Annotated in this window: 26 protein-coding genes, 3 tRNA genes and 1 pseudogene; 16 read left to right on the top strand and 14 right to left on the bottom strand. The window is 69.5% G+C overall.

The features are described from left to right. The first annotated feature begins 48 nt into the window (after positions 1-48). The 4 genes from A37U_RS0102505 to A37U_RS0102485 all read left to right on the top strand — a co-directional run bounded on the left by A37U_RS0102505 (position 49) and on the right by A37U_RS0102485 (position 858). Entirely contained in the window at positions 49-474 is a 426-nt protein-coding gene (locus tag A37U_RS0102505; RefSeq protein ID WP_020495029.1) for an SsgA family sporulation/cell division regulator, read from the top strand. Positions 475-568: 94 nt separating this feature from the next. Continuing rightward, positions 569-641: transfer RNA gene (locus A37U_RS0102495), tRNA-Gly, on the top strand. Positions 642-710: 69 nt separating this feature from the next. Next, positions 711-782: transfer RNA gene (locus A37U_RS0102490), tRNA-Cys, on the top strand. Between the two features lies 1 nt (position 783). Next, positions 784-858 (top strand) — tRNA-Val (locus tag A37U_RS0102485). Between the two features lie 50 nt (positions 859-908). Here the strand turns inward: A37U_RS0102485 and A37U_RS0102480 are convergent. From A37U_RS0102480 to A37U_RS53345, 5 genes are all read right to left on the bottom strand, one after another. Beyond that, positions 909-1,619, bottom strand: coding sequence for a flavoprotein (locus A37U_RS0102480; protein WP_020495028.1), 711 nt, complete (start codon positions 1,617-1,619; stop codon positions 909-911). Next, entirely contained in the window at positions 1,595-2,347 is a 753-nt protein-coding gene (locus A37U_RS0102475) for an endonuclease I family protein (protein WP_020495027.1), read from the bottom strand. The genes A37U_RS0102480 and A37U_RS0102475 overlap by 25 nt, the downstream gene beginning before the upstream one ends. A gap of 92 nt (positions 2,348-2,439) precedes the next feature. Continuing rightward, positions 2,440-2,622 carry a hypothetical protein gene (locus A37U_RS52800; protein ID WP_020495026.1) on the bottom strand — a complete coding sequence of 61 codons (183 nt, stop codon included), beginning with the start codon at positions 2,620-2,622 and terminating at the stop codon, positions 2,440-2,442. Between the two features lie 28 nt (positions 2,623-2,650). Then, the gene (locus tag A37U_RS54335) at positions 2,651-3,667 is read right to left on the bottom strand and encodes an alkaline phosphatase family protein (protein ID WP_276139733.1); all 1,017 of its coding nucleotides are present in this window, start codon (positions 3,665-3,667) and stop codon (positions 2,651-2,653) included. Next, positions 3,649-4,719 carry an alkaline phosphatase family protein gene (locus A37U_RS53345; protein ID WP_276139732.1) on the bottom strand — a complete coding sequence of 357 codons (1,071 nt, stop codon included), beginning with the start codon at positions 4,717-4,719 and terminating at the stop codon, positions 3,649-3,651. The genes A37U_RS54335 and A37U_RS53345 overlap by 19 nt, the downstream gene beginning before the upstream one ends. Positions 4,720-4,996: 277 nt before the next feature. Between A37U_RS53345 and thrS the strand changes: the two genes are divergently transcribed. Both thrS and A37U_RS0102455 read left to right on the top strand, forming a co-directional pair. Beyond that, positions 4,997-7,024, top strand: coding sequence for a threonine--tRNA ligase (gene thrS / locus A37U_RS0102460; RefSeq protein WP_040586431.1), 2,028 nt, complete (start codon positions 4,997-4,999; stop codon positions 7,022-7,024). Continuing rightward, positions 7,021-7,554 (top strand): HIT family protein, encoded by a 534-nt coding sequence (locus A37U_RS0102455; protein ID WP_020495024.1) that lies wholly within the window; start codon positions 7,021-7,023, stop codon positions 7,552-7,554. The genes thrS and A37U_RS0102455 overlap by 4 nt, the downstream gene beginning before the upstream one ends. 224 nt (positions 7,555-7,778) lie before the next feature. On the opposite strand, the gene A37U_RS0102450 is transcribed toward A37U_RS0102455, so the two are convergent. Beyond that, the gene (locus A37U_RS0102450; RefSeq protein WP_020495023.1) at positions 7,779-8,321 is read right to left on the bottom strand and encodes a YceI family protein; all 543 of its coding nucleotides are present in this window, start codon (positions 8,319-8,321) and stop codon (positions 7,779-7,781) included. Positions 8,322-8,419: 98 nt separating this feature from the next. Between A37U_RS0102450 and A37U_RS0102445 the strand changes: the two genes are divergently transcribed. The 5 genes from A37U_RS0102445 to A37U_RS42035 all read left to right on the top strand — a co-directional run bounded on the left by A37U_RS0102445 (position 8,420) and on the right by A37U_RS42035 (position 12,091). After that, positions 8,420-8,911: a MarR family winged helix-turn-helix transcriptional regulator gene (locus tag A37U_RS0102445; RefSeq protein ID WP_020495022.1), complete on the top strand. Its 492-nt coding sequence runs from the start codon at positions 8,420-8,422 to the stop codon at positions 8,909-8,911. Positions 8,912-8,999: 88 nt separating this feature from the next. After that, a complete protein-coding gene (gene pgsA, locus A37U_RS0102440) occupies positions 9,000-9,599 on the top strand; it encodes a phosphatidylinositol phosphate synthase (RefSeq protein ID WP_020495021.1) in 600 nt (199 codons plus the stop codon). A gap of 13 nt (positions 9,600-9,612) precedes the next feature. Next, on the top strand, positions 9,613-10,452 hold the full coding sequence (locus tag A37U_RS0102435) for a phosphatidylinositol mannoside acyltransferase (RefSeq protein ID WP_020495020.1): 840 nt from the start codon (positions 9,613-9,615) through the stop codon (positions 10,450-10,452). Next, complete coding sequence (locus A37U_RS0102430) at positions 10,449-11,543, top strand: glycosyltransferase family 4 protein (protein ID WP_026196797.1); 1,095 nt, start codon at positions 10,449-10,451, stop codon at positions 11,541-11,543. The genes A37U_RS0102435 and A37U_RS0102430 overlap by 4 nt, the downstream gene beginning before the upstream one ends. Then, a complete protein-coding gene (locus A37U_RS42035; RefSeq protein ID WP_020495018.1) occupies positions 11,540-12,091 on the top strand; it encodes a hypothetical protein in 552 nt (183 codons plus the stop codon). Before A37U_RS0102430 ends, A37U_RS42035 begins: the two co-directional genes overlap by 4 nt. Here the strand turns inward: A37U_RS42035 and A37U_RS42030 are convergent. Next, positions 12,042-12,752: a FadR/GntR family transcriptional regulator gene (locus tag A37U_RS42030; RefSeq protein WP_020495017.1), complete on the bottom strand. Its 711-nt coding sequence runs from the start codon at positions 12,750-12,752 to the stop codon at positions 12,042-12,044. The two genes, A37U_RS42035 and A37U_RS42030, sit on opposite strands and share 50 nt — an antisense overlap. Positions 12,753-12,790: 38 nt before the next feature. Between A37U_RS42030 and A37U_RS0102415 the strand changes: the two genes are divergently transcribed. Next, positions 12,791-14,182, top strand: a complete 1,392-nt coding sequence (locus tag A37U_RS0102415; protein ID WP_020495016.1) for an MFS transporter — start codon at positions 12,791-12,793, stop codon at positions 14,180-14,182. Between the two features lie 11 nt (positions 14,183-14,193). On the opposite strand, the gene A37U_RS0102410 is transcribed toward A37U_RS0102415, so the two are convergent. From A37U_RS0102410 to A37U_RS0102390, 4 genes and pseudogenes are all read right to left on the bottom strand, one after another. Beyond that, positions 14,194-15,489 (bottom strand): cytochrome P450, encoded by a 1,296-nt coding sequence (locus tag A37U_RS0102410; protein WP_040586428.1) that lies wholly within the window; start codon positions 15,487-15,489, stop codon positions 14,194-14,196. Positions 15,490-15,504: 15 nt separating this feature from the next. Beyond that, a pseudogene (locus A37U_RS42025) lies at positions 15,505-16,159 on the bottom strand (DEAD/DEAH box helicase family protein). 12 nt (positions 16,160-16,171) lie between these two features. Next, positions 16,172-16,495, bottom strand: a complete 324-nt coding sequence (locus A37U_RS0102395; RefSeq protein ID WP_083933141.1) for a TFIIB-type zinc ribbon-containing protein — start codon at positions 16,493-16,495, stop codon at positions 16,172-16,174. 9 nt (positions 16,496-16,504) lie between these two features. Beyond that, positions 16,505-17,077, bottom strand: coding sequence for a TetR/AcrR family transcriptional regulator (locus tag A37U_RS0102390; RefSeq protein WP_020495011.1), 573 nt, complete (start codon positions 17,075-17,077; stop codon positions 16,505-16,507). A 153-nt stretch (positions 17,078-17,230) separates the two neighbouring features. On the opposite strand from A37U_RS0102390, the gene A37U_RS0102385 reads away from it, so the two are divergent. The 3 genes from A37U_RS0102385 to egtD are packed head-to-tail and all read left to right on the top strand — an operon-like array spanning position 17,231 to position 20,726. Next, entirely contained in the window at positions 17,231-18,430 is a 1,200-nt protein-coding gene (locus A37U_RS0102385) for a glutamate-cysteine ligase family protein (RefSeq protein WP_020495010.1), read from the top strand. 38 nt (positions 18,431-18,468) lie between these two features. After that, positions 18,469-19,764 (top strand): ergothioneine biosynthesis protein EgtB, encoded by a 1,296-nt coding sequence (egtB, locus tag A37U_RS0102380; RefSeq protein ID WP_020495009.1) that lies wholly within the window; start codon positions 18,469-18,471, stop codon positions 19,762-19,764. Further along, on the top strand, positions 19,761-20,726 hold the full coding sequence (gene egtD / locus A37U_RS0102375; RefSeq protein ID WP_020495008.1) for an L-histidine N(alpha)-methyltransferase: 966 nt from the start codon (positions 19,761-19,763) through the stop codon (positions 20,724-20,726). Before egtB ends, egtD begins: the two co-directional genes overlap by 4 nt. Before the next feature lie 21 nt (positions 20,727-20,747). On the opposite strand, the gene A37U_RS0102370 is transcribed toward egtD, so the two are convergent. Together A37U_RS0102370 and A37U_RS42020 are read right to left on the bottom strand one after the other, a co-directional pair. Beyond that, positions 20,748-21,392 (bottom strand): TetR/AcrR family transcriptional regulator, encoded by a 645-nt coding sequence (locus A37U_RS0102370; RefSeq protein ID WP_157182574.1) that lies wholly within the window; start codon positions 21,390-21,392, stop codon positions 20,748-20,750. A gap of 33 nt (positions 21,393-21,425) precedes the next feature. Next, positions 21,426-22,325 (bottom strand): oxygenase MpaB family protein, encoded by a 900-nt coding sequence (locus A37U_RS42020; protein ID WP_020495006.1) that lies wholly within the window; start codon positions 22,323-22,325, stop codon positions 21,426-21,428. 74 nt (positions 22,326-22,399) lie between these two features. On the opposite strand from A37U_RS42020, the gene A37U_RS0102360 reads away from it, so the two are divergent. Then, complete coding sequence (locus A37U_RS0102360; RefSeq protein WP_020495005.1) at positions 22,400-23,941, top strand: alpha/beta hydrolase; 1,542 nt, start codon at positions 22,400-22,402, stop codon at positions 23,939-23,941. Here A37U_RS0102360 and A37U_RS0102355 read toward each other — a convergent pair. Beyond that, positions 23,938-25,386, bottom strand: a complete 1,449-nt coding sequence (locus A37U_RS0102355) for a flavin-containing monooxygenase (RefSeq protein ID WP_040586425.1) — start codon at positions 25,384-25,386, stop codon at positions 23,938-23,940. The genes A37U_RS0102360 and A37U_RS0102355 overlap by 4 nt on opposite strands. Positions 25,387-25,397: the final 11 nt, after the last annotated feature.

Here is a 25,397-nt window from a genome sequence, read left to right as displayed (position 1 = left end):
ACGCTCGGCCGGAAGGTGGCCGAGGGAGGGACCAGGAGGGTATAGACCATGCGTAATGACCACGTGACGCTTCGGTCCACCTCGGTGTTCGAACTGCTCGCACCGAGGACACCGGCGGTGCCGGTGCAGGTGGAGCTGCGCTACGACACCCGTGACCCGTACGCGGTGATCGCCGCGTTCCGCACCGGCCGCTCGGGCTGGGTGGAATGGGTGTTCGCTCGCGATCTGCTCGCCGACGGGCTGATCGCCGATGCGGGCGAGGGAGATGTCCGGATGCGCCCGGCCACCGATGACCCCGGCGTGATCGTGCTCGAGCTCACTTCGCCTTCGGGGCATGCGATGTTCGAGGCTTCCGCGGAAGAACTCGCCGATTTTCTCGACAGCACCTACGACGTCGTGCTCCCCGGCAACGAGCACCTGTGGGTGGACGTGGATGACGCGATCGCCAGCCTCATCCCCAACGACATGGGCTGACGCTGCCGCCCCGGCGGGCGGTGACCCCCGTGTGTGGCGGTCACCGCTCGTCGGCTAGAGTTTCCCCATACGCCACGGTGAACAAGCCGGGCAGGCGGACGTAGCGCAGCTGGTAGCGCATCACCTTGCCAAGGTGAGGGTCGCGGGTTCGAGTCCCGTCGTCCGCTCGGAAAGGTTGGGGTCTCGAGGAACTCGGCCTTGGCTATGTCGGTCTATCCGGATGGTCCGGCAAACACGGCGGAGTGGCCGAGTGGCTTAGGCAAGGGCCTGCAAAGCCCTGTACGCGGGTTCGATTCCCGCCTCCGCCTCGCGCGATTAGCTCAGCGGGAGAGCGCTACCTTGACACGGTAGAGGTCACTGGTTCGATCCCAGTATCGCGCACCAGCAAGGTAAAAGAAGCCCTGTTCCTTCTCACGAGGGACAGGGCTTCTTGTCTATCCCGGACGATTCTTCGGTGAATTCGTTTCGATCGCTTCGATGATGGCGGACCAGGGCAGTTCGCGATCCGGGGAACCCTCGCGGGGCCGGTGGAGCGGCCAGACGTCCTCGCCGGTGATCAAGGTGACGCCGGCCTTCCGGAGCGCCGCGATGTGTTGGGGCCACGCGGGATGCGCGGCGTGTGCGGCATTGATGCGCGGGAAGACGATGACGGGAACATCACCGCCTCCGATGGCCTCGCACACTTGGGTCAGTGCCTGGTTGTCGGCGAGGCCGAGGCCGAGCTTCGCGACGGTGTTCGCGGTCGCGGGCGTGACCACGTAGCAGTCCGGTACGGGATGCGGTTTGGCCTCGCTCGGCAGCCGGGGAGCGCGGCGCACGGGCAGTCCGGTCAGTTCCCGGAGTCGCGGAATGGAGCCCTCGGCGTCGAGCCAGGTCGCGGCGGTCGGGGTGAGGGTGACCCCGGCACCCCAGCCGCGCCGGAGCATGGGTTCGATCAACCGGGGCCCGATCTGGTCGACTCCGTCGGCCGCGCAGCCGACAACACCGAGGAATGGCACGATCGCCGAGGCTAGCAGCGCGCCCGGCGGGCCGCTGGTGATGTCGGCCGGACCGGAGGCGAACCCCGCGTCGGTGCGCAGCACGGCCGGGCCGGTCAGGCGGCCGAGACCGCAGATTCCAGCTAGGACCAGATTGCCTTCACCCATTCCGGGTGATCGATGAACGGGTTGCGATTGTGCTGGTACTCATCGAAGATCACGTCGTTGCGGTGTTGCTCGAACTTGTCCGGCGGGTCCTGCTCGCTCCACTGTTTGAGCACGGAAAGGCGCCCGATCGCCGGAGCGCTCCCATTGCCGGCCTTGTCATTGGGTTCGAGATCGGGGAATCCGTCACCGCCGTCGTACCGTACGGCCATGTAGAAGATCATGCGGGCCACATCGCCTTTCACGGCGTCCCTCGGCTCGAATGAATCGTCATCGGTGAAATTGCCCGGCGCGCCCTGGACCGCGTTTCCGCCCTTGTCGAAATCCTTGTTTCCGCGCTCGCTGTTGACCTTGATATCGGACGGGCGCAGGTGGTGGACATCGGTTCCCGGTCCGGGTGCGGTGCCGAAATCCCCGTGCGATTTCGCCCAGACGTGCTCGCGGTTCCACTCGCCGCCCGATGCGCTCACCGAACGGCCGGTGTACAGCTCGATCACATCGGACTGATCGGCCGGGTCCTGATCGGTCTTGGCGAGCGCGTCCTTGGCCTGGTCGTAGCTCAGGGTGTCCTGTTTGCTGATGATGGTGTGCAGCGCGGCCTTCAGTTCCGGACCGGTCTTTCCCTGTGCGTCCCGGTAATAGCCGTCCGGGGGAGCGGCGGCGAGCGCGGGCGCGCTCAACCCCAGGATCGCGGCGGCCGACAGGCCCGCGAGAATGCGAAGACGGCGCATCAAAACCCCTCCGTGCAACCGAACTCGGTTCGTCCGGTTGCACCCTCGCATCCGAGCCGTCCCGTTCGGTACCGACGATCGGACGGGGGCGATCAGCTGAACAGATGCGCGCTGGCGAGTTCGACTACCTCCGTACGCGTGCGATCACCGTGGTCGGCGGCGAGGAAGTGCTTGCCGACCGCGAGGGAGAAGGCGATCATGCTGCGGGCCTCGACCTCGTCCTCGTCCGAGCAGAAGGTGCGGAACTGCACGGCGAGGGTGCGGATCGGAGGCATAAGGCTCACGGTAACCCCGGAGCGGGGTCTATCCGCTGATGCTGGGCCGCCCGTTCTCCACGTGGCCGGTCATCCACACCCCGAGCTCCGGATCCTCCGGGCAGCTCAGCCGAACCTCGTACCACCCGTCCTGGACCGGAACCGGGATCCGCCGGCTGGAACCGGCCGGGATCCGTGCGGTCCGGGAATCCGCCGCATAATGGGTGCTCTCGAGGCGCACCGTGCGTGCCTCGCTCGCGCGCAGTTCGGCGAACGGGGCGGCGTTCTCGATCCGCAGACCCGCCGCGAGGGCCGCGTTTTCCGAACCTCCCCTGGCATCGAAACGGAACCGGTTCGGGCCGAGCACGGTGATCCGGTAGCGCTCGCGGGGAATGGGCAGTTCCACGGTCGCGGTGCCGAGTACATCCACCGGGATCGGTTGCCGGGCCTCGCCTTCGTAGGTGAACACCAGGCAGGGAGCGGTCCGCTCGCCGGTGTTGCTGAGCTCGATGCGCAGTTTCCCCTCGGCCACCTCGGCGCGCGCGGAACACTGGTAGGGAAGTGGCCGCGCGGGGCGCTTTCCCGGTTCCTGCACCGGTTGCGCCTGCTCGTCCGGTGGTTTCGGGGTCCACCGGTCGATGGGCTCGGGGACCGGGCCGGGCTGCTCTGGGCGCCGAGGGCGCGCGTTCGCGGTGAAGTCGAAGGCCGAGGTGAGGTCTCCGCAGGCGGTGCGGCGCCATGCGCTGATATTGGGTTCGCGCACCCCGGTCCAGCGTTCGAGCAGGCGCAGCACGGAAGTGTGGTCGAACACCTCGGAGTCGACGAAACCGCCGACCGTCCACGGCGACACGATGGTCATCGGCACCCGGAATCCGAGCCCGATGGGTTTCCCGTCGTAGTAGTCCGGCCCATTGCCCGATTGTGGCTTCGGCGGAATGGGCGGGGACACGTGGTCGAAATAGCCGTCGTTCTCGTCGAAGTTGAGCAGGATGGCGGTCCGGTCCCAGGTGTCCTGGTCGGCGGCGAACGCGTCGAGCACCTCGTAGATCAGGTTCGCGCTGCCCACCGGGTGGAACTGCCCGGGTGCTCGGCGTACACCGCGGGCGCCACGATCCAGGTCACCTTGGGCAGGGTGCGCGCCTCGATGTCCGCGCGGATGCGTTCGACGAGGGTGTCCGGTTCACTGCGGTACATCGCGCGGTCGAACAGGTTCCGCTGTGCCTCGGGCAGCGCGGCCCGCGCCGCGGCCAGCTGACCGAGCAGTTCCTCCCGCCGCGCGGCGGACTTTCCGGGCAGCGATTCGTAGAATTCCTCCGTGGTGCGGTAGTTTCCGTCCACGGCGGCGAGCAGGGTGTCACCGATCTTCTTGAATGGACGGAAGTACTCGACCGCGTTGTCGGTGAAGTTGTCCCACTCCTGGTAGATCCGCCAGCTGACCCCGGCCGCCTCGAGGCGTTCGGGGTAGGTGGTCCAGGTGTAGCCGGAATGGTTCTTGTCGTACGCGTCGTTGTCCACCGCACGCTTCCGGCTTCCCGGCTCGGTGCCCACCATCCCGCTCCACAGGTAGGTGCGGTTCGGGTTGGTGGAGCCGAAGATCGAGCAGTGGTAGGCATCGCAGACCGTGAAGGTGTCGGCGAGCTCGTACTGCATCCCGATGTCCCGGCGCTCGTAGTAGGTCATGGTGGCCGCGCCCTTGGCCGCGATCCACCCGTCGCACCAGCCCTTCGCGTGTGCCGCGGTGCTGCCCGCCCAGCTGTGGTCCAGGGAATCGAGGTACTGGATGTCGGAGTCCGGACGGCCCTCGCGTTCGGCGCCCGCGCGCAGCGCGAAGGGGAGCACCCGCTTGGCCAAGGGACCTGGCTGAGACCACACCGGTTCGCCATCGGGCAGCTCGATCGCGGTCGCATCGCCGAATCCGCGCACTCCGCGCAGCCGGCCGAAATAGTGGTCGAAGGCACGGTTCTCCTGCATGAACACCACGATGTGCCCGATCGCGCCGAGGCCGTCGCGGCGCGGTGCCTGCGCGGCGATGGCGCGGTGTACCGAGGGTGGGAGCAGCGAGGCGGCGGCGCCGGATGCGGCGAGCCCGAGCAGGCCGCGGCGGGTGAGTTCGGTCACGAGAGCGGGCCTTTCCGGGCATCGCGGGGCCGCTTGCGGCCAGAATCCGCGAAGACGCCGATCGAGTGGGCATCGCAGCGAGCCCTGCCGAGCGAGGAGCGGAGCGAGTGAGAAGTCGAGCCGATGGCGGAGCGCGAGGAAAGGTCCGATCGGGGCAACACAGTCATAGCCGCCATCTCAGCACGAGCGGATGACCGGTGGGTGAAATCCGGTGGTAAGGCAAGCGGACCCGGCCATTAGCATGAGGCGGGTACCTACCCATCCCGAAGGAGTCACCGTGAGTGTCCAGCCAGCAGCCGCCGTGTCCGCACCCAGCGTGAAGGTGCCGGCGGGCACTACCGCTGGTGCCGCGGTACGGGAGGCGGAATTACCGACCAAGGGCGCCGAGGCGATCGTGGTCGTGCGCGATGCCGAGGGCACGCTGCGCGATCTGGCCTGGGCCCCCGAGCAGGACGCCGAGGTCGAGGCCGTGGCTGCGGACACCGAGGACGGCCGCAGCGTGATCCGGCACTCCTGCGCGCACGTGCTCGCCCAGGCGGTGCAACAGCTGCGCCCGAACGCGAAACTCGGCATCGGCCCGCCGGTCAAGGACGGCTTCTACTACGACTTCGACGTCGCCGAGCCGTTCACCCCGGAAGACCTCGAAGCGCTCGAGAAGAGCATGCGCAAGATCATCAAGGGCGCACAGCGGTTCTCCCGGCGCCGCTACGACTCCCTGGAGGCGGCCCGCGAGGAACTGGCGGGGGAGCCGTACAAGCTCGAGCTCGTCGACCTCAAGGGCGATGTGGACACCGACGAGGTGATGGAGGTCGGCGGCGGCGAGCTGACCGCCTACGACAACCTCGATCCGCGCAGCGGGGAACGGATCTGGGGGGATCTGTGCCGCGGCCCGCATCTGCCGACCACCAAGCACATCCCGGCGTTCAAACTGACCAGGGCGGCGGCCGCGTACTGGCGGGGCAATGAGAACAACCCGCAGCTGCAGCGGATCTACGGCACCGCATGGGAATCGGCCGAGGCTCAGGATGACTACCTGGAGCGGCTCGCCGAGGCGCAGCGGCGTGACCACCGCAAAATCGGCGCCGAGCTGGACCTGTTCTCCTTCCCGGACGAGATCGGTTCCGGTCTTCCGGTGTTCCACCCCAAGGGCGGCATCATCCGCCGGGAACTGGAGAACTACTCGCGCCAGCGGCACGAGCAGGAGGGCTACGAATTCGTGAACAGCCCGCACATCAGCAAGGAGGACCTGTTCCTCACCTCGGGGCACCTGCCCTACTACGCGGACACGATGTTCCCGCCGATCCCCTTCGAGGACAGCAACTACTACCTCAAGGCGATGAACTGCCCGATGCACCACCTGATCTTCCGCTCGCGCGGGAGGTCCTACCGGGAGCTGCCGCTGCGGCTGTTCGAGTTCGGCACGGTGTACCGCTACGAGAAATCCGGCGTGGTGCACGGGCTGACCAGGGTGCGCGGGCTGACCATGGACGATTCGCACATCTACTGCACCAAGGAGCAGATGCCCGGCGAATTGCGTTCGCTGCTGAGCTTCGTGCTGGATCTGCTCGCCGACTACGGCCTCTCCGATTTCTACCTCGAACTGTCCACACGGGACGATTCGCCGAAGTTCATCGGCGAGGACTGGCAGTGGGAGGAGGCCACCGAAACGCTACGCCGGGCCGCGCTCGACTCCGGGCTCGAACTGGTGCCCGATCCCGGTGGCGCCGCCTACTACGGGCCGAAGATCTCGGTGCAGGCCAAGGACGCGATCGGGCGCTCCTGGCAGATGTCCACCATTCAGGTCGACTTCAACCACCCGAAGCGGTTCGAGCTGGAGTACACCGCGGCGGACGGCACCCGGCAGCAGCCGGTGGTCCTGCACCGCGCGCTGTTCGGTTCGATCGAGCGGTTCTTCGGGGTACTCACCGAGCACTACGCCGGGGCCTTCCCCGCGTGGCTGGCCCCGGTGCAGGTGGTCGGCATCCCGATTGCCGACGAGCACGCCGCGCACCTGCACGAGGTCGCGGACTTGTTGCGGGCCAAGGGAATCCGGGTCGAGGTCGACGAGTCCGACGATCGCATGCAGAAGAAGATCCGCACGCACACCACGCAGAAGGTGCCTTTCCTGCTGCTGGCCGGGGGCAAGGATGTCGAAGCGGGCGCGGTCTCGTTCCGGTTCCGGGACGGCACCCAGATCAACGGAGTCCCCGTCGCCGAAGCGGTGCGGGTGATCGAGGACTGGGTGCGTCGAAGGGAGAACGGCTCGCCGAGCGAGGAGAACGTGCGGGCGGCTGGTGGCCTGTGAGTTCGTTCGAGGAGCAGGACGGCGTCGGGATCCCGGACGCGCTGCAACGACTGTGGACCCCGCACCGGATGTCCTACATCGCGGGCGAGACCAAGCCGGACAGCGCCGGGGCGCCCGAGTGCCCGTTCTGCCGCCTCGTCGCGCTCTCCGATGAGGACGCGCTGATCGTGGCGCGCGGGGAGTCGGTGTACGCGGTGCTCAACCTGTACCCGTACAACCCGGGCCACCTGCTGATCCTGCCGTACCGGCACATCGCCGACTACACCGAGCTCACCGCGGCCGAGACGGTCGAACTCGCCGAGTTCACCCAGCACGCCATGCGGGTCACCCGCGCGGTCTCGGCGCCGCACGGGTTCAACATCGGAATGAACCAGGGCAGCATCGCGGGTGCGGGCATCGCCGCCCACCTGCATCAGCACATCGTGCCGCGCTGGGGCGGCGATGCGAACTTCATGCCGGTCGTCGGGCACACCAAGGTGCTGCCGCAACTGCTCGGGGAGACCCGGCAGCTCCTCGCCGACGCCTGGTGAATTGACGGAGACCTCGGGCCGGGCTGCGTTGCGGTGTCGGTGGCAGAACCTCAGGCGCCCTCTCGCTCCGGGATCGTCTCCTCATGTATGCCGATACACCACGTCGGCGCTGTCCTCGCGAGAAGACGCCTGAGAACCTGCCGCGGTGCCGGCTGCGTTGTGGGTAACAAGCGGCTTCGCCGCTTGGCAACACCGTCCCGCACCCAGCGCCGGGCATCGCCGGTTCACTTGCGCAGCAGGGCCTCGATGTCGAGCTCGATGGTGATCTTGTCGCCGAGTACGCCGGTCGGCACGTTCGGGGCGACCTCGAAGTCCGAGCGCTTGATCTCGGTACGCGCGGAGATCCCGATGACGGTGCTGCCCTCGGCGAGGCCGTCACCGATGCCGCCGACCTCCGCGGCCAGGGTGACCTGCTTGGTGACACCGCGGACGGTGAGCTCGCCGTCGATCGCGTAGTCCTCGCCGTCGGCGCGGATCCCGGTGGAGCTGAAGCTCAGCGACTCGTGCTTCTCGGCGTTCAGGAACTCCTCGGCCTTGATGTGCGTGTCCCGGTCGGCGTTGCCGGTGTCCACGCTCGCGGCGGCGATGGTCGCGGTGACCGAGGAGTCCTCGACCCGCTCACCGGTGGTGATGCTGCCGCTGACCTCGTCGAAACGGCCGCGGACCTTGGAAACACCCAGGTGCCGGACGGTGAAGCTGATATTCGAGTGCGTGGCGTCGATGTCCCAGGTCCCGGTGATGTAGCCGGGGATGGTCGGTGCGCTCATGCGGTGTTCCTCCGTAGTCGGTTCTCAGTCGGGTTGTTTGAGCCTTCAACAAGATCCTACCCAAGACAAATTGAACGTTCAACTAGTAAGATGAGGCTATGTCCGAGGTACGCTGGCTCAGCGATCAGGAGCAGGCGGTCTGGCGGAGCTATCTCGCCGCCACCACCATGCTCCGTGAGCATATCGAACGGCGCCTGCAGCGGGATGCGCAGATGCCCCAGACCTACTACGAGGTGCTGGTCGCACTGTCCGAGGCGCCGGACATGAAGCTGCGGATGAGCGAGCTCGCGGACGCCAGCCGGTCCTCGCGCAGCAAGCTCTCGCACGCGGTGAACCGGATGGAGCGCTCCGGCTGGATCAGCCGGGACGACTGCGATGTGGACCGCAGGGGCAGCTGGGCCCGGCTGACCGAGAAGGGGTTCGCGGTGATCCACGCCGCGGCCCCGGACCATGTGGCGACGGTGCGTGAAGCCCTGTTCGACGTGCTGACCCCGGAGCAGGTGCGCCAACTCGGCGAGATCAGTGCGGCGATCGCGGGCAACCTGGCGGGCGAGTGCGCGAAGGTACGCGAGGAAGAGGGCACCCTTTAGCTCACACACGGTGCACGCGCCGGGCGAGATAGGCTGATCTGGTTACCACGAAGCCGGTTACCGTATGGAGTAGTTGGACGCCCCGCTCATGCTCAACGTGCTTGCCCGCGCCCCGATCGCGAAGCTGACCGATCCGGTCGCGCATTGGCTCGTTGACCGCGGCGCCACCCCGAATGTGATCACCGTGGTCGGCTCGGTGTGCTCGTGCGCGGCCGCGCTGTGGTTCTTCCCGCACGGCCAGCTGGTGCTCGGTGCCCTCGTGGTGGCCGTGTTCCTGCTGTTCGATCTGCTCGACGGGGCGATGGCGCGGGTGGCGGGAGCGACCGCCTTCGGTGCGGTGCTCGACGCCAGCTGTGATCGCCTGGTCGACGCCGTGCTGTTCGGATCACTGACCTGGTGGGCCTTCGTGATCGAGGGGGACCACTGGCTCGGGCTCGCCGCGCTCGTCGGGGGCTGCTGCGCGCAGGTGATCTCCTACATCAAGGCGCGCGCCGAGGCGAACGGCCTGGAAGCGGACGGTGGTCTCGCCGAGCGCGCGGAGCGGTTCATCCTCGCCCTTGTCGGCGTGGGACTGCACGGGCTCGGGGTGCCCTATGCCGCGCAGGCCGGTCTCGGCCTGCTCGCGCTGCTCACGGTGTTCACCATCGGGCAGCGGCTGGCCTCGCTGTACCGCTCGGCGAGCAGCTGAGGGCAGCGGGCGGATGAAGGAGCGACTGGCCGCAGCGGGATACGCCGCGGCATGGGCGGGTACTCCGCTGCTGCCCGCACGGATCGGGGACCGCGCCTACCGGCTCGGGGCCGATGCGGCTGTCGCGCGGCAGACAGCGGGGGTGCGGCGGCTGCGTGCGAACCTGGCGCGGGTGGCCGGTCCGCAGGCCGATCTGGACGCGCTGGTGCGCGCGGGCATGCGCTCCTACGCGCGCTACTGGCGGGAGCTGTTCGGTCTGGCCGGGATGGATCACCCGCGGGTGGCGCACCTCGTCGAGCTCGGCCTGCGCGGGCGCGTCCACCTCGATGCGGCGCGCGCGGACGGCCGTGGTGTCGTGCTCGCCCTTCCGCACGCCGGGAACTGGGACATCGCCGGGCTGTGGCTGGCCAGCAGGTACGGCCGGTTCGCCGCGTTCGCCCATCGGCTGCGCCCGGACTCGCTCTACCGGCGCTTCGTGCGGGCCCGCGCCGCGCTCGGTATCGACATCGCCTCCGGACCGCGCGCCCTCTACGAGCGGCTGCGCGCAGGCGGGATCGTCTGCCTCATCGCGGACCGGGACCTGAACGGCGGCGGGCTCGAGGTGGACTTTTTCGGGGCCAGGTCGCGGTTCCCGACCGGACCGGTGCGGCTGGCACGGGCGACCGGTGCCGCGCTGCTGCCCGCGGGCTGCTGGTTCACCCCGGCAGGCTGGGGCGTGCGCATCCATCCGCCGCTGCCGGTCACCGACATCACGGCGGCGACCCAGGCGCTGGCCGACCGGCTCGCCTGGGAGATCGCGGCGCACCCGCAGGATTGGCACATGCTCGGCAGACCGTGGCACGGTGCGCCATGAGGATCGGCATGGTGTGCCCGTACTCGCTCGCCGTGCCCGGCGGGGTGCAGGCACACGTGCTCGCCCTCGCCACGGCGCTGCGCGGGTTCGGGCACACGGTCGAGGTGCTGGCCCCCGCCGCGGATCCACAGGAATCGGTCACCTCGGCCGGTCGCGCGTTCGCGGTGCCGTACAACGGTTCCATCGCGCGACTGGCCTTCGGTCCGCGCAGCTACGCGCGAGTGCGGTCCTGGCTCGCCGAGCATTCCTTCGACGTGCTGCACGTGCACGAGCCCGCCGCGCCGAGCGTGTCCATGCTCGCGCTGCTGCTCGCCGACTGCCCGGTCGTGGCGACTTTCCACGCCGGGCCGCGCCGTTCGCTCGCGCTGCGCGTGGCCGCCCCCGTGCTGCGTCCGCTGCTGGAGAAGGTCACCGCGCGGATCGCCGTCTCCGAGTGCGCGCGCCGGGTGCAGGCGGGCAACCTCGGGCTGGACGCGGTGGAGATCGGCAACGGGGTGGATGTGCCGCTGTTCGCCGGGCAGCGCGGCGCCGACGGGGTGACGGTCGGCTTCGCCGGGCGGTTCGACGAGCCGCGCAAGGGATTCCGGGTGCTGCTCACCGCGCTGCGCGAACTCGCGGCCGAGACCGACAAGCTGCGCCTGCTCGTGGTCGGCGGCGGGGACCAGCGGGCGGCGCGCCGGTTCGCCGGGCCCGTCCTCGCCGAGCGGATGGAGTTCCTCGGCGTGGTCGACGAACCGGCCAAGGCGCGGGCACTGCGGGCCATGGATGTGTTCTGCGCGCCGCAGCTCGGCGGGGAATCCTTCGGCATGGTGCTCGTGGAGGCGATGGCCGCGGGCGCCCCGGTCGTGGCGAGCGAACTCGAGGCGTTCCGCGCGGTCGCCGGGGGAGCGGCGGAGTTCGTGCCGCCTGGCCAGCCGCAAGCGCTCGCCGCGGCGCTGCGCGGGCTGCTCGCCGACGCGCGCCGGCGTGCCGAGCTCGGCGCGGCAGGCATGGAGCGGGCCGCCGTGTTCGACTGGCCGGTGGTGGCCGCGGCCGTCGAACGGGTCTACGACACCGCGATCGCCGCCCATCCCATGCGGGCGATGGCATGACGCTGGCCATCCTGATCGTCGGCGCGCTGCTGCTGGTGGTGCTCGGCACGGTGCTCGTGCTCGGCACCGCGCACCGGCTGGACCGGCTGCACATCCGCACCGATGCCGCCCGCGCCGGGCTCGCCGCCGCGCTCGGCCGCCGGGCCGCGGTCGCCAGGGTAAGCGGGCTCGGCGTGCGGGCGCTGGCCGACGAGGCCGAACATGCCGCCCCGGAGGATCGCCCGGGTGCCGAGGACCGGCTCACCGCGGCACTGGACGAGCTCGACCCGCGCGGACTGCCCGAGGAGGTCACAGGGGAACTCGCGGATGCCCAGATCCGGGTGGTGTTCGCCTGCCGGGTCTACAACGACGCCGTCCGGGACACCCGCGCGCTGCGGGCCCGCTTGCTGGTGCGGGTGCTGCATCTCGCCGGTACCGCGCCGCTTCCCGGCTACTTCGCGATCACCGAGCCCGCGATCGACACCCCGCAGGCGCGGTTCGACGAGGCGGCGGCCGAGCTCAGCCCGGACCCCCGGACCGAGCGGCGCCGGACTGATCGAGGGCGTTGATCGCGCACTCCACCATGGCCCGCGCGCTCGCCCTGGCCAGTTCGGCGTCCCCGATCCGGATCGCGTCGAACACCGTCTGGTGCGATTCGTACCCGCAGGTCGGCACCGTCGTATCGGCGTGCACCGTGCGCAGACTCGCTTCCAGGCGCACCACGAAATACCGGTAGAGCTCGAGCAGCAGCGGATTTCCCGCCGCCTGCACGATCGCCAGGTGGAACTCGGCGTCCGCGCTCGCGAATCCCTCGACGTCGGCACGGTCGTCCTCGGCCCGGTTGCGCGCCTCGAGCAGCCCGCGCAGCCGGTCGAGGTCCTGCCCGGTGCGCCGGTTCGCCGCGAGCCCTGCCGCCTGTACGTCGTAGGCCAGCTGCACCTCGTAGATCTCCCGCACTTCCGCGGTGTCCAGGCTGGACAGGATCGCTTCCGGGCTCGCCGTGCTGCGCACATAGGTCCCCGAACCGCGGCGCGCCTCCAGCATGCCGAGATTGGTCAGGCCCCGGATCGCCTCGCGCAGCAGCGGCCGGGACACGTCGAGTTCCCCGGCGAGCACCAGTTCACCCGGGATGCGGGTGCCGATCGGCCAGCGCCCGCTGTCCAGTTCGGCGCGCAGCCGTTCGGTCACCTTGGTCAGCGTCGTCGTCTTGTCGATCGGATCCAGGGCCACGGTGGACAGCCTAGCGCAGTTCCGGCAGAATCAGCCAGATGTCAGACAAGTTGGGATCATGGGGTGAGCTGTTCGGGCGGCGCTATCTCGGCGTGCTCGTGGTCCTCGCCGGCGGGGTCGCGCTGTACGCGACGAATGTGTACCTGACCACCAGCCTGCTGCCCTCGGCGATCGAGGAGATCGGCGGCGCCCGGTTCTATGCCTGGGCGACCACGATCTTCCTGCTGCCCTCGGTGGCCGCCGCGGTGCTCGTCTCCCGGTTGCTCGCGGCGACCACGCACCGGGGCGCCTATCTGCTCGCGATCGGGTTGTTCACGCTCGGCAGCGCGATCGCCTCGGTCGCACCGGACATGGGGGTACTGCTGGCCGGGCGGGCCGTGCAGGGCGCGGGCGGCGGGCTGCTGGCCGGGCTGGCCTACGCGCTGCTGCGGGTGACCCTGCCGGAGCGGTTGTGGGCAAGGGGCGCCGCACTCATCTCCACGATGTGGGCGGTGGGCACCTTCCTCGGCCCGGTGCTCGGCGGGCTGTGGGCGCAGTTCGGCCTGTGGCGCGGCGGGTTCGTCTGTCTCGGGATGCTCTCGCTGGTCGTGCTCGCGTTCGCCCCGAAGGCGCTCGGGCAGGGGCGGACCACGGCGGAGGCGGAGCGGTTCCCGCTGGCCGGATTGTTGCTGGTGGCCGGATCCGCGCTCGTGGTGAGCGTGGCCGGATTGTTCGGCAGTCCGCTGGTCAGCGCCATCGGTGTGGTTCTCGGGCTGGTGCTGATCGCGGTGTTCGTCGTGGTGGACCGGCGCGGACCGGTCCGGGTTCTCCCGGCGTCCACCTTCGTGCGCGGTTCCCGGCTTCGCTGGCTCTACGCCACGATCGCGCTGCTGGCCATCGGTTCCACGACCGAGCAGTTCGTGCCGCTGTTCGGTCAGCGCCTCGCGGGCCTCGGCGCGCTCGCGGCCGGTTTCCTCGGTGCCGCGCTCGCCTTCGGGTGGACCGCGGGCGAGGTGCCCAGCGCCAACGCCGCGCGGGAGGTGTGGGTGCGCAGGCTGATCGTGCTCGGGCCCGCCGTGCTCGCGTTCGGGCTCGCCGCCGGTGCGGTGTTCGCCCCGGGTGGCGTGCTCGTGCCGCTGGTGATCGCCCTGCTGCTCGCGGGCACGGGGATCGGCATCGCCTGGCCGCACGTGACGAGCGTGGCGATGGGCGCGGTCGGGGACAGCGAGGGCGGCAAGGCGGCGGCCGGGATCAACACCGTGCAACTGCTCGCCAACGCCTTCGGCGCGGCGCTGACCGGTCTGCTGGTCAACCTCGCCGGTGCGGACATCCCGCTCGCCGCGGGCCTGATGTTCGGTGCGGTCGCGCTGATCGGGGTGCTCGGTGTCGCAACCGCGGTCGCCGGGGTCCGCCGGTCCCGGGTACCCGAGCCGGAACCGGTCACGTCCTAGATGATCACCGTCTAGGCGATCACCGTGGCGCGCGGACCGGTCGTCATGGGCAGCGAGGCGATCCCGCGCAGGACCCTGGTCGGGCGCCTGCGCGGTGCGGAGACCGCGGCGAGACCGGGGAAGCGGGCGACCAGTTCGCGCAGCGCGATCTCACCTTCCATCCGGGCGAGGCCCGCGCCGAGGCAGAAGTGCGCGCCACCGGAGAACGACAGGTGCTCGCGCGCGTTCTGCCGGGTGATGTCGAACCGGTGCGGATCGGTGAACACCCGCGGATCCCGGTTCGCGGCCCCGAGCAGCACGCCGAGCAGCCCGCCCTTGCGCAGCGGGACCCCGGCCAGTTCGGTGTCCGCCGCGGGGGTCCGCGCGGTCTGCTGCACGGGGGAGTCGTAGCGCAGGATCTCCTCCACGGCATTGCCCGCCCGCTCGGGTTCGGCCTGCAGCAGGTGCAGCTGCTCGGGGTGACGCAGCAGCGCGAGGATGCCGTTGCCGATGAGGTTGCGCGTGGTCTCGAAGCCCGCACCGAGCAGCAGCCCCGCCGTCGCGGTGAGGTCGCGCTCGCTGAATTCCTCGTCGTGCGCGACGAGCCCGCTGACCACGTCCTCGCCGGGATCGATCCGCCGCTTGCGGAGGAGTTCGGTGAAGTAGGCGGTCATCGCGCGCCCGACCGTCTCCACCTCGCGCAGCTGGCCGAGGGTGCGCACGCCGTCGATGGTGGAGCCGAGCACCTGGCCCCAGTACGCGAAGTCCGCGTGCCGTTCGTCGTCCACGCCGAGCAGATCGCAGATCACCCTGATCGGGACCCGCGTGGCGAAATCGCTGATCAGATCGAACCGTTCGCGGGTGGCCAGTTCGTCGAGGAATTCCCGCACGGTCGCCTCGATGCGTTCGGTCCTGGTGCGCAGTGCCCGCGGGGTGAACCAGGGCGAGACCACCCGGCGCAGCCTGGTGTGGTCGGGCGGATTCATGGACAGCAGCGAGTGATCGACCGGATGGGCGATCTCCCGCTCGTCCCAGGGCCCCGGATGGAAAACCTCCGGAGGAATCACCCGCCAGTCGTTGTCCCGCAGGATCGAGCTGCACAACGCGTGATCGGCGGTGACCGCCAAGCCGACCCGGCTGGTGCACACCGGGCCCCTGGACCGGATCCGCTCGTACTCCGGATACGGGTCGGACAGCGGGGGCTCGCGGAACACCCGCGCGCACGGATCGCCGAACAATGCCGCGGTGCGCAGGATCGTGGACTGCACGGTGAGTTGGGCGAACGGTTTGAGCTCATGTTTGCGGGGCAACGCTGACCGGTTCGGCATAGGCCGAGAATGCTCTTACATACTGGTGGTACGCAAGGTTTTCCCGCCGAGTACCGCACGCGCCCACGTGGTCACCGCACGCACTGTCTCCTCGAGCGGTGCGGTCGTGGTGTCCAGTAACCGGACGGGCGGATCCATCGTGGCCGCCTCCGCGCGAAGCCAGTCGTTGAACGCGCAGGTCTCGGCGATCCGCGGCGCGTCCCACTGCCGCCACGCGGGACGGTCCCGCAGCCGCCGGGCGAGCACGGTGTTCTCCGCGGTCAGCGCGCAGTGGTGGATTCCGGAGAACAGCGCACGCTCGGGGAGCGGTTCGAACTCCGGGGGGAACCACGGTGCCGCACAGCAGCACCGGGCGGCCGCTCTGGTGCAGCATCGCGGCCATCCGCGGCCAGGTGCGGCGGAACCGGGGATGCCCCGGTTCGTCCTCGGCCAGTTCCGGGTGCCAGAGCACGTCCTGTTCGGCGAGCACGAGCTTCTCGGCCAGGTCCGCCACGAGCGCGGGCCCGACCGTTGACTTGCCCGCCCCGCTCGGCCCGGTCAGGGCGAGCAGCGGCAGTCCGCGGAACGCGCGCCTGCGCCAGCACCGGTCACAGCGCAGCATTCCGCTCTCCTCGACCAGCGGCCGTTCGGCGCGCTGCCCGCAGTACGGGCAGATCAGCGGATCGAGCACCGAGGGCAGCCCTCAGTCGAACAGCTGCTCGAGGAAGCCGCGCTTCCGCCGCTCGTGGTGACCGTACGGACGCGGAGAATCGCGGTGACCACCGTGATAGGGCCGCGGCGAATCCCGGTAGCCGCCCCGGTAAGGCTGCGGCGAGTCGCGGTAACCCTGCTGGGCGTGCGGTGGCTGGTAGGGCGGCGGGCTCGCGTAGAAGGATCGCTCGGCGCTGGCGATCTGTTCGAGCTCATCGCGGTCGAGGAAGATCTCGTGGCAGCCGTCGCACTGCTCGATGTGCACGCCGTTCTTGTCGAGCGTGCGCATGACGTTCTGACATTTCGGACAAATCACCGCACCAGCTCAGCGGTGCCGGCGCACACTCTGCTCGACCAGATCGAGTACCGGTCCGAGATGTTCCGCGGGCAGGCCCATGGCCAGATGCGAGACCAGCCCTTCGAGCACCAGTTCCAGATACGAGGTCAGCACATCCACGTCGATGTCGTCGCGCAGCTTGCCCGCATCGCGCTGGCGGCGCAGGCGCATCCGGGTGGCCTCGGTGAGCGGTTGCGAGCGCTGTGCCCAGCGTTCCCGGAACTCCGGATCGGTGCGCAGCCGCCTGGACACCTCGAGCCGGGTGCCGAGCCAGTCGGCGGGGGTGTCGCTCTGCGCGGACAGCAGATCGTGCATCACCTGCACGAGGCCCTGGTCGGCGACCACATCGGCCATGCGTGCCGCGTCCTGCTCGGCGAGGGCGAGGAACAGCGATTCCTTGTCCTTGAAGTGATGGAAGATCGCGCCCCGGGAGAGACCGGTCGCCTCCTCGAGCCTGCGCACCGTGGCGCCCTCGTAGCCGAACCGCGCGAAGCAACCGCGCGCGCCATCGAGGATTTGCCGCCTGCGCGCGGCGAGGTGATCCTGGCTTACCCGTGGCACCGGTCCATCGTCCCAGGGTCGCCCGCCGGTTCGCAAACCGTACGTACGGCTCGGCAAGTTCTGTCCCCGGGTTGGTGCGCTTGGCCCATGGAATTGTCGGACCCTCTCGGTAGCTTCCCTAGTGAGGGCCGGATCCCGCCGAGGAGGGGCACCATGATCAGTCCGGATACGCGACCGAAGGCTCTGCGCACCCGCGCCGAGGCCGAAGCATACGTGGCCTCGATCTGTTTCAAGCACGGGCCGCCGCGAAGGTACGGCCTCGAACTGGAATGGACGGTGCACCACGCGGAGGATCCGGCCGCGGCACTCGACCCCGCGAGGCTGCGCGCCGCGCTCGGCGAATCCGCCCCGGCCACCGTGGCGCCGGATGGACCGGCGCGGCCCCTGCCCTCGGGGTGCCAGGTCACGGTGGAACCGGGCGGGCAGATCGAGCTCTCCTCGCCCGCCGAGGACTCGGCGACGGCGCTGTTCGCCGCGCTCTCCGCGGACTTCGCGGAACTCGGCCGCCGATGTACCGACGCCGGGCTGGTGCTCGGCGAATACGGCCTCGACCCCTATCGCCCGGCGCGCAGGCTGCTGCGTACCCCGCGCTATGCGGCGATGGAGGCGGCCTTCGAACCGTTCGGCGGCGACGGAAAACGGATGATGTGTTCCACGGCGGGCGTGCAGGTCTGCGTGGACATGGGGGAACGGGATCGGGTGGAGCGGCGCTGGGAGTGCGCGCACGCGATGGGCCCGGCCCTGTGCGCACTGTTCGGCAACACCGCCCCGGGGGCCGATGCGGTGTCCGGGCGCCAGCTGGTGGTGTTCGGCAGCGATCCGGTGCGGATGCGTCCCGCCGAAGTGGGCGCCGATCCCGCGTTGGCCTGGGCGCACCGGGTCTTGGAGGCCCCGGTGATGTGCGTGCGCTCGCTCGGCGACCGGTGGATCCCGCCGCGCCCGCTCAGTTTCGCCGCCTGGATCGGCGGGGCGCTCGAACCGCTGCCGACCACCGATGATCTCGACTACCACCTCAGCACGATGTTTCCGCCGGTGCGCCCGCACGGGTACCTGGAACTGCGCTATATCGACGCCCAGGCAGGCAGCGGCTGGCTTGCTCCCGCGCTGCTGCTGATCGCCCTGCTCGGCACGGACGCCTACACCGAGCGGGCGCTCGAGGTGGCCCGGCCCGCGGCGGGCATGTGGCTGGATGGGGCGCGCACCGGGCTCGCCGATCCGGTGATCGCCCAGGCCGCAGCCGGGCTGGTGGCCATCGGAGCCGAGGCGATCGAGCACACCGATATCGAGGAAACCGTTGCGGCACAAGTGATCGAGCAGCTGCAGCAGCGGCTGCACACCTTCGTGGCCGGCTGAGACCGAGTATCCGAACCAGAACCGAGGCAGGGTAAGCCATGAACCTGAGCACCGAACAGTTCCGGGAAGACATCGCAATCCGGCTACGGCGCGCCCGCGAGCGCAGCACCGTACTCACCGATATCGAGGACGCCGAACTCACCACGCAGCACTCCACGCTGATGTCACCGCTGGTCTGGGACCTCGCGCACATCGGAAACCAGGAGGAGCTGTGGCTGCTGCGCGATGTCGGCGGCCGCGAACCCGTGCGCGCGGACATCGACGAGCTCTACAACGCCTTCGAACATCCCCGCGCCGAACGGCCCAGCCTTCCGCTGCTCGGCCCGGACGAGGCACGCGGCTATGTCCGCGAGGTGCGGTCGAAGGTGCTGGATGTGCTCGAACACGTGCCGTTCGAGGGCAGCGATCTGCACAGCGGCGGGTTCGCCTTCGGCATGATCATCCAGCACGAACAGCAGCACGACGAGACCATGCTCGCCACCCACCAGCTGCGCGCCGGTGGACCGGTGCTGCACGCCGAACCCGCGCCGCGGGGTCCGGGTTCCCCGGGTGAGGTGTTGATCGAGGCGGGCCCGTTCGAGATGGGGACCTCGGTGGATCCGTGGTCGCTGGACAACGAGCGGCCCGCGCATCAGGCGTGGGCGGACACCTTCGCGATCGACCGGTTTCCCGTCACCTGCGGGGAATACCGGCGGTTCATCGAGGACGGCGGGTACCGGGATCCGCGGTGGTGGAGCGAACGTGGCTGGGCGCACCGGTGCGCGGCGGGCCTGACCGCGCCCGCGTTCTGGTTCCGCGATTCCGGCACCTGGCTGCGCAGGCGGTTCGGTGAGGCCGAACCGGTCCCGGAGGAGGAACCCGTGGTGCACGTGTGTTTCTTCGAGGCGCAGGCCTATGCGCGGTGGGCGGGCAAACGGCTGCCGACCGAGGCCGAATGGGAGAAGGCGGCCCGGTGGGACCCGCGTTCCCGGCGCAGCACCCGGTTCCCGTGGGGTGACGCGGAACCGGGCACCGGGCATGCCAACCTCGGCCAGCGCCACCTTTCCCCGGCCGGGATCGGCGCCTATCCGGACGGCGAATCGCATTACGGGGTCGCGCAACTGATCGGGGATGTCTGGGAGTGGTGCGACAGCGATTTCGCGCCCTATCCGGAATTCCGGGTCATGCCCTACAAGGAGTACTCCGCCCCGTTCTTCGGCGGGGACTACAAGATGCTGCGCGGTGGTTCCTTCGGCACCGATGCGGCCGCGATGCGATCCACCTTCCGCAACTGGGATCACCCGATCCGCAGGCAGATCTTCTCCGGATTCCGGCTCGCGAGGAGCGTGGCATGACCGAGATCGAGAACCGGCTCCCCGCCGACCACTTCGACCGCGCGCTCGCCGCCGATGTGCGCGCCGGACTCTCCGCGCGGCCGAAGACCCTGCCGCCCAAGTGGTTCTACGACGCCGAGGGCAGCAGGCTGTTCGAGCGGATCACCGAACTGGCCGAGTACTACCCGACCCGCGCCGAGGCCGAGATCCTGCGCACGCGTGCCGCCGACCTCGCCGGGCTGACCGGGGCGCGCACCCTGGTCGAGCTCGGCTCCGGATCGAGCGAGAAGACCAGGCTGCTGCTCGACGCACTCGGCGAACACGGCAGCCTGCGCGAATTCGTGCCGCTCGACGTCTCCGAATCCGCGCTGCGCGAGGCCGCGGAGAAGATCGCGATCGACTATCCGGGTCTCGGTGTGCACGGTGTGGTCGGGGACTTCGCCACCGATCTCGGCGGGCTTCCCGGTGCCGCCCCGCGGATGCTGGTGTTCCTCGGCGGCACCATCGGCAACCTGGAACCGCCCGCGCGCGCCGAATTCCTCGCCGGGCTGCATGCCGTGCTCGAACCCGGGGAGTGGCTGCTGCTCGGTACCGATCTGGTCAAGGACCCGGCCGTGCTGGTGCCCGCCTACGCCGACGCGGCCGGGGTGACCGCCGAGTTCAACCGCAATGTGTTGCGGGTGGTGAACCGCGAACTCGGTGCGGACTTCGAACCGGAATCCTTCGAGCACCGCGCGGTGTGGGACCCGGATCGGGAGTGGATCGAGATGCGGTTGCGCGCACGGCGGCCGATGCGGGTGCGGATCGGCGGGCTCGGCCTCGACGTGGAGTTCGCCGCGGGCGAGGAACTGCGCACCGAAGTCTCGGCGAAGTTCCGGCGGGCTGGGATCGAGGCGGAACTCGGTGCCGCCGGGTTCACTCCGGTCCGGTACTGGACGGATCGGGAGCAGCGGTTCGCGGTGACCCTGGCGCGGCGCGGGTGAGATCCCCGGTGCGGGGAGGCCTCAGTGGGTGGGCAGCACGAAGGAGAGGTAACGCCGGGCGGTGGCGCGGATCTGTTCCTCGCTGTTCAGCGGGAGCACGGTCTCCGGGGTCAGGGTGAGCGAAACGGCGAGCCGCACGACGATCTCGGCGACCTCGTCCGGATCGATGGGCACCCGCAGCGCGGGCGGTTCGCTCGCCCGGTACTGGGCGGCGAGGAATTCGCGGATCGTGGCCAGCGCGGGACCGGCGTGCAGGGTCACCGCGGGCAGCACGAGCTCGGGCTCGGTGTGCAGCAGCCGGTGCAGCAGGGGCTGCTCGCGGATCCAGCGCAGGCCGATGACCAGCCCCTCCACCAGCCGTTCCCCGACATCGGCGATGCTCTCGGTCGCCCGCCCGATCTCGGCGAAGAAGCGCTGCGCGTCCCTGGCGATCACCGCGATGGTCAGCTTGTCCCGGCCGGCGAACTTGCGGTAGACCGTGGCGCGTCCGACACCGGCGCGCCGGGCTACCTCGTCCATGCTGGTGCGCCGGATTCCCTGCTCCATATAGGACTCGGTTGCCGCGTCGAGGATTCGCACGGCAACCGGATCGTGCGTGTGCACCACCTCGTCGAGCAGCGCGTCGGCGAGCACGGTCGCCCCGCTGGTCATCTCCTCTTCGGCCACCGGGCAAGCATAAAGGCCGGTGAGACCGGGCGCTCAGGCAGCGGCAAGCCGTTCCGCCCGGCGGTCCGCGGCGAGCCGCCAATAGCCGGTCGCGGCGCGCTGCCGTGGCACGTGCGGCCAGCCCTCGCGGCGGAACCCGGCGCGCGCCGGTGCCATGTAACGTGCCCGCAGCGGTACTCCGCGCCAGGCGGTGCGCACCGTGTTCGTGATGAGCTCGAAGCGGCGCTGATCGGCCTTGGACCAGCTCACCCCGAGGGTTTCGCGCGCGGCCGGATGCAGCATGCCGACCCCGAGCGTCCACGCCGGATTGGCCACCAGCGGGGCGACGAGCTTCCACAGCGGGGCGGGTAGCCAGGGCTGGGTCATCGAACCCGGATCGCGGGCCAGCTCGATGAACGCGGTGACCGCAGGGGTGCGTTCGAGCACCTGGGTGTAGTTGTGCTCGAAGTACTCGCGGTAGGCGGCGGAGCTGCGGGGCACCGGGCGGGTGGAGACCCCGTAACGCCGGTAGACCGCGCAGGACTCGTGATACGCGAGCTCGAGTTCCGGCTCGCTCATCTCGTGGTCGAAATGGCCGACCATGTGCACGACGACCTCGGAGATCGTGGCGTGCGCCCAGTAGTACACCTCGGGATCGAGCGCATGATAGCGCCGTCCCTCGCTGTCCACGCCCTTGAAGTCGTGGTGCAGATCGCGGATCCGCGTGCCCTTGTCGGTCCCGTAGACCACCCCGGCGATCTGCGGAACCGAACGGAACAGCCGGGCCCAGGGTTCGGCATAGAAGGCGGAATGCTGTTCCACACCGGCTCCGAGGCCGGGGTAGGCCAACTGGACGAATCCGACCCACGGCGCGATCAGCATCGAGCGCCAGTCTCCCGAATAGGTCCACACCCAGGACCGCGGGCCGAGCGTTAGGTCTTCTGGACCGCTCATGTGACACCTCCTCGCATCGTGAGACAAGAGTCGCATGACTGTCTCGCACACGCAAGTGACAAGGAGGTCAGGACGTGTCGAAGCGTTCCCTGTGGTGTGCCGTATTCACCGCCCTCGCGCTGCTGCCGGTCACCGCGCTCGCGGGCCGCGCCGCGCCACGTGGCATCGAATGGGGAAGTTGTCCCGCCGCCGTGCTCGCTCCCGTCCCCGCCGCGGAGCGGGCCCGGCTGCGCTGCGGCAGCTTCCGGGTGTCCATCGATCACGACCGGCCGGAGCTGGGCGGCATCGATATCGCGCTGATGAAACGGCTCGCCGACCATCCGCGGGACCGGATCGGCACGCTGTTCACGAATCCGGGAGGCCCGGGGAATTCCGGATTCACCGCGACCACCGAGGCGTACAAGAAATACCGGAAACCGGTCCTGGACCGGTTCGACGTTCTCGGTTTCGATCCGCGCGGGGTGGGCAGGTCGGCGCCACTGCGGTGTTTCCGCACTGCGGAGGACAAAGAGCGGGTACTGCACGATTTCGTCTCCTCCCCGGTCACCGGGGCGCAGATCCGGGCGGATCTCACCGCGCGCCGGAACTACGCGGAATCCTGCCGCCGTAACGCGGGGCCCTTGCTGTACCACATGTCCACCAAGGACACCGTGCGCGATCTGGATCTGCTGCGCGCCGCGGTCGGGGACGCGAAGCTCGATTTCGTCGGCTATTCCTATGGCACGCTGATCGGTGCGAGCTATGCCGCGATGTACCCGGACCGCACCCGGGCGATCGTGCTCGACGGGAACGTGAATCCCTTGCTGCGTACCGGAAACGGCGTCGAACACGAGCGCGAGCACGGCCTCGGTTTCGAGGACGCGCTGCGTGCGGTGCTCGCCCGATGTGCGGCAAGCGGGCCGCGCTGCGCCTTCTCCTCGGGGGATCCGGCCGCCAAGTTCGCCGAGATCCGCGATCATCTGCGGCACCACGATCTGCCCATGCCCGACGGCAGTGTGGAGACCCTGAGCGGGTTCACCGATCGCGTGGCGGAGGCGATGTGGGACCAGAAATCATTTCCCGGGCTGATGACCGATCTGCGGGCGATCTATTCGGTAGTGAACGGCACAGCGGTGCCGCACGGCGCGAAAACCGACCATGCCAGGGCTGCGGCGGCGACGAAACCCTATACCGAGGACGATTCCTATTTCGGGGTCAACTGCAGCGACAAACCGTTCCCTGCGGGCAACGACTATGTGCCGGAGGCGGCGCGCCGCTGGGAACCCGAGCAGCCCACGTTCGCGCGGTGGCAGGCGTTCAACGATGCCGCGCAGTGCCCGGTGTGGCCCGGTGCCCGCACGGCGGACCGCTATCCGGGGCCGTGGCACAACTTCGGCGCCCAGCCGGTGCTGACGTTCGGGAACTACTTCGACCCGGCCACTCCCTACGCGTTCTCCCAGCGGATGACCTGGTTGCTCGGCAAGGCGCGGCTGGTGAGCGTGAACGCGTACGGGCACACGATCCTCGGCGGACACTCCCGCTGCGCCGACCGGATCGCGAGCGATTACCTTGTGCACCTCAGGGTTCCGCCCTATGGCACGGTGTGCGCGGCGGACGAGCAGCCCTTCGGTCCCTAGACCGTGACGGTGTAGTGCTCCGGATCCGGTTCCCGCAGCATCCTGGTCAGGGTCTTACGGTCGAAGGGCCACAGATCGACGGTGCCGCGGTCGTCGAGGTACCAGCTCTGGCAGCCGGTGTTCCACACGGTCGGGCCGATCGCGGCGCGCACCTGCTCGTTGAACTCCTTGGTCGCGGCCTCGGTGACCTCGGCGGTGGTCAGCTCGCCCCGGCGGAACCGGCGCAGGAAGGAGATGATGTAGCGGCCGGTGTGTTCCGCGGTGTACTGCAGATGCACGCTCCCGATCGGGGAATTGGGACCCAGCACGGTGAAGAAATTGGGAAAACCGGGGATCGCGGTCATCCGGTAGGCGAAGGTGCCGTTCTCCCACGCCTCGTCGATCGTGGTCCCCTCCCTGCCGGTCAACCGCATCGGGCGCATATAGTTGTGCGCCTGGAAACCGGTGGCGAGCGCGATGATGTCGAACTCGTGCACCGTGCCGTCCGCGGTGCGGATCCCCTCGGGGACGATGCGCTCGATCGCATCGGTGACCACCGAGACGTTTTTCCGTTGCACGGCACGGAAGAACTCGCCGGAGACCACCTGGCGCTTGCAGAACGGTTCGTAGTCCGGGGTGAGCTTGGCGCGCAGCCGCCGGTTCCGGATCAGGCGCAGGCTCGCGCGCGCGTACGCCTGGGCGAGGGTGCGCGCGGGGCCCGGGGCGAGGGTGATGTCGGTGAGCACCCGGGAGGCGAGCAGCGAGGCATCGAAAATGGCCTGGTTGAGCCGAGGTGCCTGGCGCAGTAGCGTGCTGAGGGCGGCAGGCTGGGGGAGCCGGGTCGGTGCCGGGATCACCCACTGGGCGGTGCGCTGGAACAGGGAGAACTGCTTCGCGAGCGGCTGTAGCGCGGTGGTCAGCTGCACCCCGGTCGATCCGGTGCCGATCACCGCCACCCGTTTCCCGCGCGGATCGACCTGGTGATCCCAGCGCGCGGTGTGGAACAGCGGGCCGTCGAAGTCCGCCATGCCCAGGATGTCGGGGACCCGTGGATGATGCAGGATCCCGGTGGCCGCCACCAGGAAATCAGCCTCGAACCGGGTCCCGTCTGCGGTCTCCACGTGCCAGCGCTCGTTCTCGAACCGCGCCCCGGTCACCTCGGTGTTCAGCCGGATGTGCCCGGTCAGATCGTGCTCGCGCGCCACATCCTCGTGATAGCGCTGGATGTCGGGTCCCTTGGCGAAAAAATGCGCCCAGTCGGGTTTCCCGGCGAACGTGTACCGGTAGAGCAGTGAGGGCACATCACAGGTCAGTCCGGGGTAGGTGTTCCAGTGCCACACTCCGCCGACCCGGGATCCCTTCTCCAGCACGGTGAAGTCGTGGAATCCGGCCTTCTTCAGGGTCACCCCGATGGCGATTCCGGACATGCCGGCGCCGATGATCACGACTCTGGGCTCACGCGCCACATGGACCTCCT

This window comes from Sciscionella marina DSM 45152 (assembly GCF_000379465.1).
Classification (GTDB): Bacteria; Actinomycetota; Actinomycetes; order Mycobacteriales; family Pseudonocardiaceae; genus Sciscionella; species Sciscionella marina.
Note: the sequence above shows the minus strand (reverse complement) of the source record. Positions and strands in the feature narration are given on the sequence as shown.